At 40.2% G+C, this 16,429-nt stretch carries 10 protein-coding genes; 6 read left to right on the top strand and 4 right to left on the bottom strand.

Going from position 1 to position 16,429, the window contains the following annotated elements:
- Positions 1 to 70 precede the first annotated feature (70 nt).
- Positions 71 to 1,066: a tRNA dihydrouridine synthase DusB gene (gene dusB / locus HMPREF9010_RS21930; RefSeq protein WP_008646729.1), complete on the bottom strand. Its 996-nt coding sequence runs from the start codon at positions 1,064 to 1,066 to the stop codon at positions 71 to 73.
- A gap of 124 nt (positions 1,067 to 1,190) precedes the next feature.
- Here dusB and HMPREF9010_RS21935 point away from each other — a divergent pair, with 124 nt between their 5' ends.
- Genes HMPREF9010_RS21935 through dprA form a run of 3 tightly spaced genes read left to right on the top strand, consistent with a single transcriptional unit; the run spans position 1,191 to position 4,048 of the window.
- Positions 1,191 to 2,480, top strand: a complete 1,290-nt coding sequence (locus HMPREF9010_RS21935) for a peptidase U32 family protein (protein ID WP_004302691.1) — start codon at positions 1,191 to 1,193, stop codon at positions 2,478 to 2,480.
- Positions 2,481 to 2,525: 45 nt separating this feature from the next.
- Positions 2,526 to 2,927, top strand: coding sequence for an acyl-CoA thioesterase (locus HMPREF9010_RS21940; protein WP_004302689.1), 402 nt, complete (start codon positions 2,526 to 2,528; stop codon positions 2,925 to 2,927).
- Positions 2,924 to 4,048, top strand: a complete 1,125-nt coding sequence (gene dprA, locus HMPREF9010_RS21945) for a DNA-processing protein DprA (protein ID WP_008646728.1) — start codon at positions 2,924 to 2,926, stop codon at positions 4,046 to 4,048. Before HMPREF9010_RS21940 ends, dprA begins: the two co-directional genes overlap by 4 nt.
- A 488-nt stretch (positions 4,049 to 4,536) precedes the next feature.
- Here the strand turns inward: dprA and HMPREF9010_RS21950 are convergent, their stop codons facing one another.
- Positions 4,537 to 6,465, bottom strand: a complete 1,929-nt coding sequence (locus HMPREF9010_RS21950; RefSeq protein WP_008646726.1) for a rhamnogalacturonan lyase — start codon at positions 6,463 to 6,465, stop codon at positions 4,537 to 4,539.
- 230 nt (positions 6,466 to 6,695) lie between these two features.
- Here HMPREF9010_RS21950 and HMPREF9010_RS21955 point away from each other — a divergent pair, with 230 nt between their 5' ends.
- A complete protein-coding gene (locus tag HMPREF9010_RS21955; protein ID WP_004302681.1) occupies positions 6,696 to 7,817 on the top strand; it encodes a glycoside hydrolase family 88 protein in 1,122 nt (373 codons plus the stop codon).
- 35 nt (positions 7,818 to 7,852) lie between these two features.
- Entirely contained in the window at positions 7,853 to 10,828 is a 2,976-nt protein-coding gene (locus HMPREF9010_RS21960; RefSeq protein ID WP_008646725.1) for a glycoside hydrolase family 2 protein, read from the top strand.
- A 150-nt stretch (positions 10,829 to 10,978) separates the two neighbouring features.
- Here HMPREF9010_RS21960 and HMPREF9010_RS21965 read toward each other — a convergent pair whose 3' ends face one another.
- The gene (locus HMPREF9010_RS21965; RefSeq protein ID WP_004302678.1) at positions 10,979 to 12,562 is read right to left on the bottom strand and encodes a glycoside hydrolase family 28 protein; all 1,584 of its coding nucleotides are present in this window, start codon (positions 12,560 to 12,562) and stop codon (positions 10,979 to 10,981) included.
- Positions 12,563 to 12,603: 41 nt separating this feature from the next.
- Entirely contained in the window at positions 12,604 to 14,658 is a 2,055-nt protein-coding gene (locus HMPREF9010_RS21970) for a glycoside hydrolase family 2 protein (RefSeq protein WP_008646722.1), read from the bottom strand.
- 248 nt (positions 14,659 to 14,906) lie between these two features.
- Between HMPREF9010_RS21970 and HMPREF9010_RS21975 the strand changes: the two genes are divergently transcribed.
- Complete coding sequence (locus HMPREF9010_RS21975) at positions 14,907 to 16,421, top strand: SGNH/GDSL hydrolase family protein (protein WP_032852420.1); 1,515 nt, start codon at positions 14,907 to 14,909, stop codon at positions 16,419 to 16,421.
- The last annotated feature ends 8 nt before the right edge of the window (positions 16,422 to 16,429 follow it).

Genomic DNA, 16,429 nt, shown 5'->3' with positions numbered 1-16,429 from the left:
TATTTTGAAACAGATAATCTCCATCCGCAGGAGTCAGAGTTTGCGGATGAAGATTATGATCTATGGTAGATTAAATTTCCGGATTCTCTTTACGTTGGAAAGTGATTTCTTCAAATATGCGGAAAAGCTCTTCCTTTGTTTCTGCCCGTAACATGGCAATACGCGTATTACGGAAATTAGGGATTCCTTTGAATAATGGGCTGGCAGCCAAATGACGGCGTACATGCAGAATACCTCTGCGCTCATCAAGTAGATTTACACTGTCGACCACTTCCTGGCGAAGCACTTCCATGCACCAGTCGAAACTTAGCGGTGGTAATTCTTCCCCAGTCTCCAGATAGTGTTTCACTTCTTTGAATATCCATGGACGACCAAAGCTGGCACGACCAATCATGACAGCATCTACTCCGTAATGGTCAAAACACTCTTTGCAGCGTTGAGGCGTCGTCACGTCACCATTACCGATAATAGGAATATGCATCCGTGGATTATTCTTCACTTCGCCTATTAATGTCCAGTCTGCTTCTCCGGTGTACATTTGTGCACGGGTGCGGCCATGTATAGTCAGTGCAGCAATGCCACAATCCTGTAGCTGTTCTGCTAGCTCTACAATTACTTTGTTGTTAGCATCCCATCCCAGGCGAGTCTTGACCGTTACGGGGATTTTCACCGCATCTACTACCGCACGGGTGATCTCCAGCATCTTGGGGATATTCTGTAACATACCTGCTCCTGCTCCTTTTCCGGCTACTCTTTTTACCGGGCATCCGAAATTGATATCCAGAATATCAGGTTGTGCCTGTTCCACAATCTTGGCAGCTTCCACCATCGTTTCCGTATCTTTCCCGTATATCTGGATGGCAACGGGACGTTCGGCATCACTGATACTTAGTTTCTGCGCAGTCTTGCTGACAGCGCGAATCAGCGCATCGCTCGACACAAATTCGGTGTATACCATATCTGCTCCGAACCTCTTGCACATCAAGCGGAAAGCCGGATCAGTCACATCCTCCATGGGAGCAAGTAAGATGGGATATTTACCCAGATCTATTTGGCCTATCTTCATATATGAATCTGATATTTACTGTTTATGATTGAAGTAACTTCTTGTTTTCGCTGCAAAAATACGGAAAAAAGCCTACCTTTGCACACATTCATTTGCTTAACTGATACAAATAAGTATATATTCTATGAGTCTTAGTTTGAAAGATTTTGAAATAATGGCTCCTGTCGGTTCGCGCGAATCTCTTGCTGCGGCTATTCAGGCAGGTGCCGATTCTATCTATTTCGGTATAGAAAACCTGAACATGCGTGCCCGTTCGGCCAATACGTTTACGATTGATGATTTGCGGGAGATCGCCCGTACGTGTGATGAACACGGGATGAAAAGTTACTTGACGGTCAACACGATTATCTATGATAAAGATATTCCATTGATGCATACCATTGTCGATGCAGCCAAGGAAGCCGGAATCTCTGCGGTGATTGCAGCCGATGTGGCGGTGATGAACTATGCCCGTCAGATAGGGCAGGAGGTACACCTTTCCACTCAACTGAACATCTCCAATGCAGAGGCTTTAAAATTCTACGCACAATTTGCAGATGTGGTAGTATTGGCCCGTGAGTTGAATCTGGAGCAGGTAGCCGAAATCTATCGCCAGATTCAGGAAGAACATATTTGTGGTCCGAGCGGTGAACAGATTCGCATTGAGATGTTCTGTCACGGTGCGCTTTGTATGGCTGTATCGGGTAAATGTTACCTCTCTTTGCATGAGATGAACCATTCTGCCAACCGCGGCGCTTGTATGCAGGTGTGTCGCCGTTCCTATACAGTCCGTGACAAAGAGACGGATGTGGAACTGGATATTGATAACGAATATATCATGTCACCGAAAGATTTGAAGACCATCCACTTTATGAATAAGATGTTGGATGCCGGTGTGCGTGTATTCAAAATTGAAGGCCGTGCCCGTGGACCTGAATATGTGCGTACAGTGGTAGAATGTTACAAAGAGGCTATCAAAGCTTATCTGGAAGGAACATTTACCGATGAAAAGATTGCAGCTTGGGACGAACGTCTGAAAACTGTATTCAACCGCGGCTTTTGGGATGGCTATTATTTGGGACAACGTTTAGGCGAATGGACCAGAAACTATGGCTCGGCAGCTACGGAACGTAAGATATATGTAGGTAAAGGTATCAAATACTTCTCTAACATTGGAGTTTCCGAATTTCTGGTAGAGGCTGCGGAAGTTAGCGTAGGCGATAAACTTCTCATTACCGGACCGACCACAGGTGCTCTATTCATGACTTTGGAAGAAGCCCGTGTTGACTTGGAATCCGTGCAGACTGTGAAGAAAGGCCAGCACTTCTCCATGAAATCAGATAAGATACGCCCCAGTGACAAGCTGTATAAACTGGTATCAACCGAAGAACTGAAGAAGTTCAAAGGACTCGATATTGAGCAAAAAAGAGGCTAACTGCTATTTCTCAACTTTTAATTTTTAATCTTCAATTTTTAATTGATGAACTATATCTATGAATTGGAAATGAAGGTGCGTGATTACGAGTGCGACCTTCAAGGGATTGTTAATAATGCGAACTATCAGCATTATTTGGAACATACCCGCCATGAGTTTCTGACGTCGGTAGGCATCAGTTTTGCTGCACTCCACGAACAGGGAGTCGATCCGGTAGTGGCACGCATTAATATGGCATTCAAAACGCCGTTGAAAAGCGGAGACGAGTTTGTCTCTAAACTCTATATGAAGAAGGAAGGTATCAAATATGTATTCTATCAGGATATTTTCCGTAAGAGTGATAATAAAGTAGTAGTGAAATCCACTGTTGAAACGGTATGTGTGGTAAACGGACGTTTGAGTGACAGCGAATTATTCGATAGCGTCTTTGCCCCTTACCTGAAATGAGCAGTTCCGAGGAAGAACAGATTTATAGTATCGCCCTGACAATGGTGCCCGGTATCGGGCACATAGGGGCGAAACATCTGATAGACGGAATGAATAATGCTGTTGATGTCTTCCGTCTGCGTAAAGAAATACCGGAACGTATTCCTGAAGTGAGTCAACGGGTGGTAGATGCGTTGGATTGTCCACAAGCTGTGATCCGTGCCGAACAGGAATATGAATTTATCCGGAAGAACCGGATCTCCTGCCTGACTTTCCATGACGAGGCTTATCCTTCTCGTTTGCGGGAATGTGAAGATGCTCCTATTGTCCTTTTCTTTAAAGGAAATACCGATTTGAATTCCCTGCATATAATAAATATGGTAGGCACCCGTAATGCCACTGATTATGGTACCCGGATTTGCGCCTCTTTCTTACGCGATCTGAAAACACTTTGTCCTGATGTGTTGGTGGTCAGTGGACTTGCTTACGGAATCGATATTCATGCGCATCGTGAAGCGCTGGTCAATGATCTGCCTACGGTAGGTGTCCTTGCCCACGGTCTGGATCGTATTTATCCTTATGTCCATCGGAAAACAGCCATTGATATGCTCGAAAAAGGAGGACTATTGACCGAATTTCTGTCCGGTACGAATCCCGACAAACATAATTTCGTCAGTCGTAACCGCATTGTCGCAGGTATGTGTGATGCTACGGTTGTCATTGAATCGGCAGAAAAAGGAGGCTCATTAATCACTGCTGAACTTGCTGAAGGCTATCATCGCGATTGTTTTGCTTTTCCCGGCCGGATAAATGATGAATATTCAAAGGGGTGTAATCGGTTGATTAGAGATAATAAGGCTTCCTTATTATTATCGGCTGAAGATCTTGTACAGGCAATGGGATGGAATATGCAGACGACTCTTTCAGAAAAGGTAAGTGTGCAACGTAGTCTTTTTATCGAATTGTCTGAAGAGGAGCAAAAAATAGTCGCTATTTTGGAGAAACTGGGAAATCTGCAGATCAACTCTCTTGTGGTAGAAGCAGATATTCCCGTAAATAAGATGACTGCCCTACTGTTCGAACTGGAAATGAAAGGGGTGATTCGTGTATTGGCAGGAGGAATGTACCAATTATTGAATTAACTCACATGAACTAATCTCACATATGGACATAAAAAAAGGAGCAACGCCTTGCTCCAACCTTTGTTAACCTTAAATCTAATACTATGAAAAAAATCACATGACAAATGTAAGCTATCAACTTATTTTTTCCAAATAATTCTGTTGTATTTGTTTCTCTTTTAATTTCTTTCACTGATTTTCACTGTTATCGGACACGACGCACTTCTGTGGCACTTATTATTGTTCCTATTTACATAGATTAAGGGGAAATAGGTATATATCTTATAGTTGGTTTCGGATAACATTTTATTATGAATTAATAAAACATAGAAAATATGCCTGAAAACAGACTGGAAATCATCATCTCGTTGGTTTTAAAGGAACAACTTGTTGGTTTAAAACCAAGGCAGCCTTTCTTTAAAACCAACGAGGTGTTCTTTTAAAGGGAAAAACTGTTACTGTATTGTGCTGAATATTTGCGGTTTATATCTTTATTTTGCTAATGCAGTTTATCTGCTAAACAGGTTGGACTTCGGTGTATACATCTCCGGCCAAGGAATATTCTTTAAGCCGTCTCCGATATAGAAGCCCAAATGTGGTGGCTGATTATAACCTACATTTTGCCAAGCAATTCCCAAACGATACATAGAGTCGTGCATTAATGTATATAAGCGATGTTCGGTAGGGATAGTAGTAGTATAGATATGTAGTTTACTTGGGTCTTCAGCATCACAGAGAATGACCTCTTCTCTCCAGTCACCTAGAATATCCGCGCTTAGGTTAGGAACCGCCTTACTTCCACTAGTATGTCGAGCTCCGGAAAAAGTGCGTAGTGTTACGGGTTTCCAACCATTCCATTTAGTTATGACATTTTTATTCAGGATTTCATCTTGCAAGTCACCATCCCAATAGATACGGAAGCTGATAGATGGTTTTCTGTCTGCAATTTTTTTCCCTTTGCAGTTATAAACTCCCGGTGCTCCTGAGCTCCACATTTCGAATCCGCGGTGATTAGGGTCGATATCTGCCGCTAGTCCACGTCCGTTGTCTCCTTTTGTAGGACCTCCCCAAAGACTCTCTCCGGTTCGTGCGTCATGCATTTCATAACCGTATGTTTGCCAAGCCTCTTTTTCTTCGTGTACTTCCCATACCTGATATCCCGGACGGTCAGGATCCAGATTAGCTATATGCATGGCGTCTCCATGTCCCAGTCCCGTACGATAAAGTACAGTTCCGTCATTATTAATCACGCAAGAGCCGTAGACAATTTCATCACAGCCGTCTCCGTCAACGTCGGTCACTGATAGATTATGATTACCTTGTCCATAAGCTCCTTTCCCTTTTATATCAGAAATATGTTCCCACCGTTTTATCAGCTTCCCTTTAATAAAGTCATAAGCTGTTAAAGTTGTTTTGGCGTAATAACCACGGCACATGATAACGCTTGGACGTATTCCGTCCAAATAAGCGACACAAGCCAAGAAGCGGTCTACGCGATTGCCATAGCTATCTCCCCAAGAACTGACTTCTCCACGTTCTGCTTCATAAGGAACGGTATGTAGTTCCTCTCCGGTTTTCCCACTGAAAATGGTGAGATACTCCGGACCCTGTAATACATAGCCACACGTTTTTTTATTCATTTCCAGGTTTCTCCAGTCTTTGTCCGGGTCATCTGTACCAAGGAATATCTTTTTCCCCTTTCCGTCTACCGTTCCGGGTGCTGTCTTGCAGACTAGTTCGGCTTTGCCATCGCCATTGAAGTCATATACCATAAATTGTGTGTAGTGTGAGCCCGCACGGATGTTTTTTCCCAAATTAATTCTCCACAAATGTTTACCGCTTAATTTATAGGCATCCAGATAGACGGGACCTGTGATTCCGGAATAAGAATTATCAGTCTGATTAGAAGGATTCCATTTAACTATAATCTCATATTCGCCGTCTCCGTCCAAGTCTCCTACGCTGCAATCTCCTGGAACGTAGGTATATTCCTGTCCCTCCGGATACTCTTCGGCAATTCCGTTCGAACGATTCAAGGCGATGCACGGTGGAGTAATTCCTTTTTCTGGACGGTTTAGTTGTATAGTCAGAAAGTCTTGTTCCCAGGCTTTCACTTCTTTGGAACTGTCTGTTTCTTTCCCTTTTACAACAGCTTTCACTACATATTTATCTTCTAGATTACCGGATTTGTCGGTCAGGTTGGTAGCTTGTTTTGAAGAAACTGATTTAAATAATTTGCCATTTTTATACACATTAAAGGCTGTCTCTTTTTCGTTACCCAATACGCGCCAACTGATGAAAACCCCATTCTCTGTTTTCACGGCTACTAATCCTCTATCTAAAGCTTCCATTTGTCTTTTCATTCCATAGGTCGGAGTTGTTGCTCCTTCTATGAGAAGGCAGAAAATCAAAACTGAAAAAAGTACTATGTTTTTCATTTTGCAGTTAATTAATTATTTGTAATTGATAGGCAAAGGAAGGCATATTCTACCTGTAATTGATGTACAAAGATACAAAAACATGGAAAAATGGAAGTAAGCTTCTTATGTTTCTTCACATTTTGCAGGTTTGAATTGTAGTTAATGGAATAGTATTATGATACATCCGGTATAGAAGTTTTCGCCTTACATTTGCTGAAAACTAATTAATGTATTATTAAAATTATATCATGAAAAGACGACTACTTCTCGTTGTGACATTGCTTGCCGGATGGAATCTCCTGTCGGCGCAGTCTCTTCCCGACCGGAAAGAGACATTAAAAACATTGGTGAAAGTCAACGATTATTTTATGAAAAAGTACGCTGATTTTACCCGACCAAGTTATGTGGGGAAATTCAGACCCAGTAATATCTGGACTCGCGGGGTATATTATGAAGGGTTGATGGCTTTGCATACTGTCTATCCCCGTTCGGATTATTATGATTATGCATATGACTGGGCGGATTTTCATAAGTGGGGATTGCGTGGTGGCAATATCACACGTAATGCAGATGACCACTGTTGCGGACAGGCATATATTGAACTTTATAAGATTTCCCCTGATCCGGCGAAAATAAAAAATATCAAAGTTTCAATAGATATGCTGGTAAATACTCCTCAAGTGGACGACTGGACTTGGATTGACGCGATACAGATGGGGATGCCTGTTCTTGCCCAGTTAGGCAGGCTGACAGGCGAACAGAAATACTATGATAAAATGTGGCAGATGTATTCTTGCTCCCGTAATGAGATAGGCAATGGACTGTTTAATCAAAAAGAGGGACTGTGGTGGAGAGACGCTAATTTCGTTCCTCCTTATAAAGAACCTAACGGAAAGAATTGCTTTTGGAGCCGGGGAAACGGATGGGTATATGCCGCATTGGTGAGAGTCCTGAATGAGGTTCCGGAGAATGATACACATCGTATGGATTATATAAAAGATTTCCTGTCAATGAGTAAAGCGTTGAAGGCTTGTCAGCGCGCAGACGGCTTCTGGAATGTAAGTTTGCATGATGAATCCAATTATGGGGGGAAGGAGACATCAGGAACCTCCTTATTTGTTTATGGCATGGCATGGGGAGTGCGCAATGGATTATTGGATAAAAAAGAATATATGCCTGTCATTGTAAAAGCATGGAATGCTATTGTGAAAGAGGCTGTACATCCGAATGGTTTCTTGGGATTCGTGCAGGGTAGTGGCAAAGAGCCTAAAGACAGCCAGCCGGTAACTTACAAGAGCGTTCCTGATTTTGAAGATTACGGAGTAGGATGCTTCCTGCTGGCTGGTACGGAGGTGTATAAAATAGATTGATGATAAAACTTGATAAAACATTGATATTTTGAAGTATGGGAAGATTTAAAGTTTTGAAGTTATTATTTCTCTTACTGCTGATACCTATGCTACTGGGGGCTAATAATAGAGAGAAATACAATTTTAATTCTCAATGGTTATTGCATATTGGTGATGTTCAGGGAGGAGAAAAGTTATTTTTTACTGATAAGGATTGGAAGAAAATAACTCTGCCTCGCGCTTTTAATGAAGATGAGGCTTTTAAAGTTGCTATTAAAGAAATGACAGATACCGTTTCCTGGTATCGTAAACATTTTAAGCTACCGAAAACAGCCAAGGGGAAAAAAGTATTTATAGAGTTTGAAGGAGTACGTCAGGGAGCCGATTTTTATTTGAATGGTAAACATATTGGGCTACATGAAAATGGAGTAATGGCTGTAGGCTTTGATCTGACACCGTATTTGAATTTTACTGGGGAGAATGTAATAGCTGTACGTACTGATAATGATTGGAAGTATAAGGAGCGGGCTACCGGCAGTCGATATCAATGGAACGACAATAACTTTAATGTTAATTACGGAGGTATTCCTAAAAACGTATGGCTGCATATCACGGATAAGTTATACCAAACATTACCTTTGTATAGTAACTTACGAACGACAGGAGTGTATATCTATGCGACAGATATATGTACTAAGAGCCGTAAAGCATTTGTTAATGCAGAATCTGAAGTACGTAACGAATATGATAAATCGTGCAATGTAAGCTATGAAGTATGTGTATATGATTACGACGGCAATTGGGTAAGTACTTTTAAAAGTGCTCCGGTGATAGTAAAATCTAAAGAGACAGTAAAGCTAAAAGCTGCCAAAGAATTGGAAAATCTGCATTTCTGGAGTTGGGGATATGGTTATCTTTATGATGTAAAGACAAAGTTGATAGTGGATAACAGGATTGTTGACGAAGTAGTAACTAAAACAGGTTTCAGAAAGACTCGTTTTAGTGGCGGAAAGATATGGCTGAATGACCGGGTTTTGCAAATGAAAGGATACGCCCAGCGTACAAGTAATGAATGGCCGGGAGTAGGCATATCGGTACCACCTTGGATGAGTGACTATTCTAATGGCTTGTTGATTGAGCATAATGCGAATTTCTTTAGATGGATGCATGTTACACCTTGGAAGCAAGATGTTGAATCATGTGACAGAGTAGGAGTGATACAGGTAATGCCTGCCGGAGATGCAGAAAAAGATGCCGTTGGCCGTTGGTGGGGACAGCGTTTGGAGCTAATGCGTGATGCTATCATCTACTTTAAGAATAATCCGAGTATATTGTTTTACGAATCAGGTAATGAGTCTATAAGTCGTGAACATATGCTTGAAATGATAGCTATTCGTGATATGTACGATCCTTATGGGGGAAGAGCAATAGGTTCTCGTGAGATGCTGGATATCCGTGAAGCTGAATGGGGCGGTGAAATGCTTTATATAAATAAGAGTGAGCATCATCCGATGTTTGCCACCGAATATTGTCGTGATGAAGGTCTGCGTAAGTATTGGGATGAATATAGCTATCCTTTTCATAAGGAAGGAGCAGGACCTTTGTATAGAGGGCAGGATGCAAGTGCCTATAATCATAATCAAGATATGTTTGCTGTAGAATTGATTCGGCGGTGGTATGATTATTGGCGTGAACGGCCGGGTACCGGAAGGAGAGTTAGCTCCGGCGGTGCTAAAATTATTTTCTCGGACACACAGACGCATAGTCGTGGTGAAGAAAATTATCGCCGGAGTGGAGTCGTGGATCCGTTGAGAATACCTAAAGATGGATTTTTTGCTCATAAAGCCATGTGGGACGGTTGGGTTGATACGGAAAAGGAACATACATATATCATTGGTCACTGGAATTATACATCTAAAGTGACTAAACCTGTGTATGTGGTTTCTTCAGGTGATAAAGTAGAATTATTTGTAAATGGTAAATCAAAGGGTTTCGGCAAACAGGATTATCGTTTTTTATTTACGTTTGATTCTGTCCAGTGGGAGAAAGGAATAATTGAAGCAGTGAGCTATGGCGAGAATAACAAAGAATTGAGCCGTTATTCTATAAAAACGATAGGAGAACCTCATCATTTGAAACTCACATTTATGCATGGACCAAAGGGACTTTTTGCAGATGGGGCTGACTTGGCTATACTGCAGGTTGAGGTTGTAGATGCGAATGGTGATAGATGTCCGCTTGCTGATAATATGATTAAATTTGATTTGCAAGGACCTGCCGAATGGCGTGGAGGCATTGCGCAAGCTACAGACAATTATGTATTGGCTAAAGAGCTTCCTGTCGAGTGTGGTATAACAAGAACTTTGATTCGTTCGACTGAACAGGCGGGTAAGATCATGGTAAGGGCTACGACAGCTGGTTTACCTTCAGCAGAGCTATCATTAACCTCTAATCCTGTTGAAGTAAAGGACGGACTTAGCACGTTTTTTCCAAGTGAAAAGTTGATTAGTCGGTTTGACCGTGGTGAAACCCCGTTGACTCCTTCTTATCAGGACTCAAAAGTAGACGTAGGAATAAAATCCGCTATTGCCGGAATAAATAGTGAACAGGCTATTTATAGTTATGATAGTAACGAATTAAGTGAATGGAAAAATGATGGAAAATTGAGTACGGCATGGATTACTTATCATTTGGAGAGAAAAGCAGAAATAGATGATATTTGCATTAAATTGACTGGTTGGCGGAAACGTTCTTATCCTTTGGAGATTTTTGCAGATGATAAACTTGTTTGGAGTGGAAATACGGAAAAGAGTTTGGGGTATATTCATCTATTTGTCAAGCCTGTACGAACGGATAAAATAACTATCAAGTTGAAGGGAGAGGCAAAAGAATCGGATGCTTTCGGACAAATAGTGGAAGTTGTTGAGCCTAATGCTGGTGATCTTGACCTTCTTAGGGTAAAAGGCGGTGAAAAAACAAATAATGAATTGAGAATAGTGGAAGTTGAATTTTTGGAAACACTAAAGAAATAAATAGGATTGTGTTTGTTTAAGGTTGCCCCGGCTAGTTCTTTAATTTGAATTGGTTGGGGTTTATTCTTTGAAGACTAATAAAAAGGGCTCCTCATTTTGTTTGAGAAGCCCTTACCTATTGAAAACTGATAAGAGAGGGGAATATCTTAATTAATGAGTAAGTTGTTTTACCTTTATTGGTTTTTCATGTGTACATATTATTTTTGATTTCTCGTCTTGATAAACAATATTTCTAGATTTTTCACCTCTAATGTTGGTATATAATTCTCCCGCTGGAACTGTAAAAAGTACATTGTCGAATAGGATATTTTGTCCGTCCAAAATACTAATTTTATTATCTTGTGAGTTGATTTCCAAATTACGTAAGATAAATCCGTTAACATCATTCATTGCAGTAATGAGTTCTTGACTGTTGATTTTGCCGTTCTCAATAAGAATATTGCTACAGGGTACTTCCGGAATGCCATTGATGCTTAATACTTTATGGGCTGATTCCACAATAAAGTTCCTTATCTTTATATCTTTTATGACAGGAGTCAGTCTGTTCACAGCTCTTGGTGGAATGCGACTGGCCAATTCTCCCATATATCGTTTGCTGCCAAGCAAATCCCACTTAAAAGCTTCTCCTACATTCGTCATGCGTATATTTTCATATAGAATATCAGATACTCCTCCGGCTCGATTGCGGCGGGTTTTAAACCGTATTCCTACTTGTGTTCCATCGAACACACAGTCATGTAGGTAAATATTCTCTATTCCACCTGCAGTTTCACTTCCACAAGTAATGCCACCATGTCCGTCTTTGGCCAATGAATAGCGGATTACGACATTCTCGGTAGCCTTACCTACACGTAGTCCATCCTCAGCGCGTCCGGCTTTTAAAGTGAAGCAATCATCTCCACAATTGAGTGTGGAGTATTCTATCAGTACATTCTTACAGGATTCAATGTCGATACCATCGCCACTGGGAACTCCAATCGAATTTACAGTAATACCACGGATTATTACATTTTCACAGTAAATCGGACAGATGTTCCAGAATGCGCTGCGTTCCATAGTAATACCTTCAACCAATACATTAGTACAGTTAATGGGCGAGATTGTTTTTGGGCGATAGAATCCTCTTCCGTTCATACCGTCAAATATTCGTTGCGCTACCGGAGTGGTTGACGATATGTCATTTTCAACTACAGTATTTCCATTAGGTAGTTGTCTGATCTCCGCATTCATAGCTGGACCATAAATAATGCCCTTGCCGGTCACAGCTATATTATTTTCTCCGTTTGCATAGATGAATGCCCCGGCTCCCATAATTTCAATTCCTTCGTGGCGAGTGAACACTGCAGGTAAATAACTTTCTACAGTTCCGGGAAATTCTATTTCGGCTTCGTCTTCTAAGTGGAGGTTCACATTGCTTTTTAGCACAATACGCCCTGATTTCCATTTCCCTTTGGGGATGACGACAGTCCCCCCCCCTCGATTGTGAACGTCCATGATCGTTTGATTGACAATAAGAGTGATAGGTTCATCTGCTTTGGCTCCCTTATCTGATATGTTGACTGTCAATTCAGGAAAGACAGGCCTTTTAAGATCAGGCATCTGAAACGGTATTTTGCCAATAGGGGCAATTTCTTCCGGCATGGCAATGGCGCCTACCTTATCTATAGTTACAATCTTTGCAGATTCGACTTGAGGCTGACAAGAGACTGACAAAAAGGGAAGTGTCAAAGCCATTAATAAATACGGTTTATAAATTCTCATAACTATCAAGAAGTTTATTTAAGTGTCCATATACAAGTATCATTCAATATTTCTTTTCCGGACTTCCCTTCTACACGAATGACATTTTCTCCGGGAGAAAGGGTTATATTATCCCATATGATCCGGTTAATCTTATCTTTTTTCTGTTTACCGATTTTTTTGTCATTAAGATACAGAGTTGCCTCATTTAGGTTGCTATATACTTTGACTAACGTGTTTGGATTAGTACGTTCGGTGAATCTACGGCTACAAATGTAGAGCATCGGTTCCGAATTCCAGTTTGCTTTATAAAAGTAGAAGACATCTTTTTTTACTTTGCGATCATAGGTAATAGTACCTTTGTCGTTAATACCATCTGTATCTCCTTCCTGTCGGATAGAGGATTGTGCATCTGCGAATTGCCAGATAAACTTAGCCCATAAATAGGGGCGTTCGGTAAATGCTGTCCAATAACCTTCGTGACAGATTGCCTGATATTCTTCAGGATGTTCTCTTTTAGGACGTTGGGTATTATGGTCGAGGGGACATGCGTGTTGATGGATACTGGCGCCGGCTCCATATTCCGATACTCCCACTGGCTGGTTATTAGAGTTCTTTTTTACATCATCAAAAAACTTTTCGGCAGATTGTTGAGAGGTTTTCCAACCGAAATATTTATTCCAAGCAATAAGATCGGAACAACCCAGATAATTAGTTTGGTCTACACAAGTTGCAAAAGCAGTCAGACGGGACGGATCCAGTTTTTTATACAATTCATTAATTTCTCTAACAAAAGGAACCGGATTATCATATTCTTGAAATTTCTTATTGTCGGTAATCAATAGCTCATTGAATATTCCCCAAAAACAAATAGAAGGGTGATTGAATTTTTGATATACCAGTTCTTTCAGGGATTGCCTGGCGTTATCCTCGAATCCTTTATTGTGTAAATAGCCGGTATATGCATATCCGCCGGGACCGCACATCGGGATTTCTGTCCATAATATAATTCCGTTTTGATCGCATAAGTCGTACATGGGTTCTGCGTGTGGATAATGTGCCAAACGCATAGCGGTCGCACCTACTTCTTTTATCAGGCTTATGTCTTTATCATAATCTTCTTGCTGTAAAGCACTTCCTTTACCTTTTACATCCTCATGACGGCAGAAACCATAGAGGTTCAGGTATTTTCCGTTTAGGAAGAAACCTTTTTCCGGGTCAGCATGAAAGTAGCGGAATCCCGTTTTTTGAGTTACTTTATCAATTACTTTGTCGCCATCATATAGTTCTACTGATACGTTGTATAAATAAGGATTCTCTTTTCCATTCCAAAGAATAGGATTAGTGATTGTAAGTGGCTGTTTGACGGTCTCCTCACTGACTGCTGTTATATTGCTGGTCACTTCTTTTCCATTAGTATCTGTGATGGTTGTTTTCAGTTTCAGACCGGATTTTACTTCTTTTAAAGAAAGAATACTCTCTACACAGATTTCGGCTTGTTGCTTGGTAATTCTATTCTGATGGATAAACACTCCTGGCGAGGCATAGAATACAGGAGAGATGCAATTCTTTTCTGTTATAATCAGATGACAAGGACGGTGGATTCCACCGTAGATATTAAAGTCTCCGCTAATTGGCAGGATGTCTGTACGATATGCATTACTTACCCACACTTCCAGATCATTATTACCATTCTGTACAAAATCTGTGATTTCGAAGCAAAAAGCTGTGTAGCCACCTAGATGTTGTCCTACAGTCCGGTAATTTATGAAAATGTCAGCGGCAGAATTGACACCTTCGAAATAGAGGAAAAGTCGTTTATCTTTCATTTCCGGAGTAATTTCCAAATCACGTTTATATACCATCATTTCCCGATTGTATGTTGTGGTACCTTCCAGATAATTCGCATTCCAAGTGTGAGGAAGAGTTACCGGAGTAAGTGATGCATCTTTCTTATTACTGGTGAGTGGTTTATATCCCCAGCCTTTATCCAATAGAATAGAGGTGCGAGGATGGTTCTCTGCAAGGATAGAAGAATGGAACAAGAGCCCGATAATAATGAGGCATAAAGTGGATAATTTGTGTTTCATAAATTATTAAGTTATAATTATTATGCAGAATTTTTATTGGCAAATATAGGGCGTTGTATTCTCTTATTCCTGTAATATAGTACGAAAACAAGTATTATGATGCAAAACAAATCGCAAAAATCAGGTGATGGTATATTTTGAACAGGAATACATATAAATGTATGGTGATTAAGGCTGTATTCATAAATTTGCGCTTCTTTTGCATAGTAAGAGCTAAAATAATGAAAGCTAGTAAAAATAGAATAATCATGAGAAAGATTACGTTTATATTTCTTTTGGGGGGCTTGTCATTTTTACAAATGTTTGCTCAAAATAAAATGATTTGTGATAATGCAGTGGAGACTAATTGGGATTCTGCACTGAGGAACGTGGAGATTCCTTCTGTTAAAGATGGCACTATTCGGCGAGCACTTATGTATAAGACTATTTGCAAAAGTCCTCAGCCTTTGGTGGTGAATCTTGATACTTGGAATAATGATTCTGTACAGAAGAATCCTTTAATCAAAGAAATTATAGCTCGTGGCTGGAATTATATTCATCCGAATTTAGAAGAAGTCAATCAAGAAGTGAGTGTAGTGAGTATTCTTGAAATGTTGGCCCATATTGAGGATGCAATTCGATATGCATTAAGACAAACCAATGCCAATCCCAATGATGTTCATATAATAGGTTCAGGAAAAGGTGGCGTTGCGACATTGGCAAGCTACATGAATCTTAACTATCCGGTGAAATCTTTTTCGGTTTGGGGAGCACTGAATGTAGATTTATCTTTAGAACATCAATGTTTGATTGAAAAGCGTAAAGATGCCCGATTGTTTATCTATGCTAAGATGAATGGGGGAGATAAAGATTCTCTTTCTGTTACACCGTCTTTGAATATATACAATCGATTAGTTGGAGAGTTAAAATATGGAATATTGAATATGGATGATATTAAGATGAAGGCGGTTAATGATCCTAGCCTTATATCTTGTTACGAAATATTTGATTTATTGGGTGAACATAGTAATTTTGACTGCAAAAAGAATAGAAGGATGTTTGGTTGTGATGTCTATTTGATACGTAAGTATAGTAACATACAGTTAACAGTTCTTGAGAGTGATTATGATCAAATTCCTCAGGCTTTAGGTTTGATACCTTACAATAAAATTACAGACCTAAAATATAATATCCTGACTATTGGTGATTCTAATGGACAGAAAAAAGATGGTTGGGTTGCACAACTGAAGAAGATGTTACCGGAATCTACAATAATTAATTATTCAGAAGCCGGGCGTACTATTGGGTTTGACAATAATGGTAAGGAAAGATTGAATGGACTTAAAAATATCAATTCATATTTAGATCAGGCACAAGTTGAAAAGAAAAAGTATGATTATATTATTTTGTGTTTAGGAACTAATGATACAAAAAGAATATTTGAAGCCAGGCAGAATGAGGTTGTACTAAATTTTGAGAAACTTCTGAATAAGATAAAAATGCATAATCTGTATAAAGGTTCGGATACAAAATTAATTTTCGTAACTCCTCCTCCTCTCAGAGAGAAAAATATTAGTCTAAAGTTCCAAGGAGCTAGTCAGAGATTAAATAATTTGATACCGGAATTGATGTATATGGCTTCCAAAAAAGGTTTTAGTGTGGTTGATGTATATCATCCGTTATTAGGAATACTTGATTATTATGCTGGTGATGGAGTGCACATGGCAGGGGCTGGACAAGAAATTGTCGCCTCTAAAATAATTTGTACAATAATGGATAAATAGATAATTAG

It is taken from the genome of Bacteroides sp. 3_1_23, assembly GCF_000162555.1.
GTDB classification, from domain to species: Bacteria; Bacteroidota; Bacteroidia; order Bacteroidales; family Bacteroidaceae; genus Bacteroides; species Bacteroides ovatus.
The sequence above is the reverse complement of the archived record's forward strand: the minus strand, read 5'-3'. Positions and strand labels throughout refer to the sequence as shown.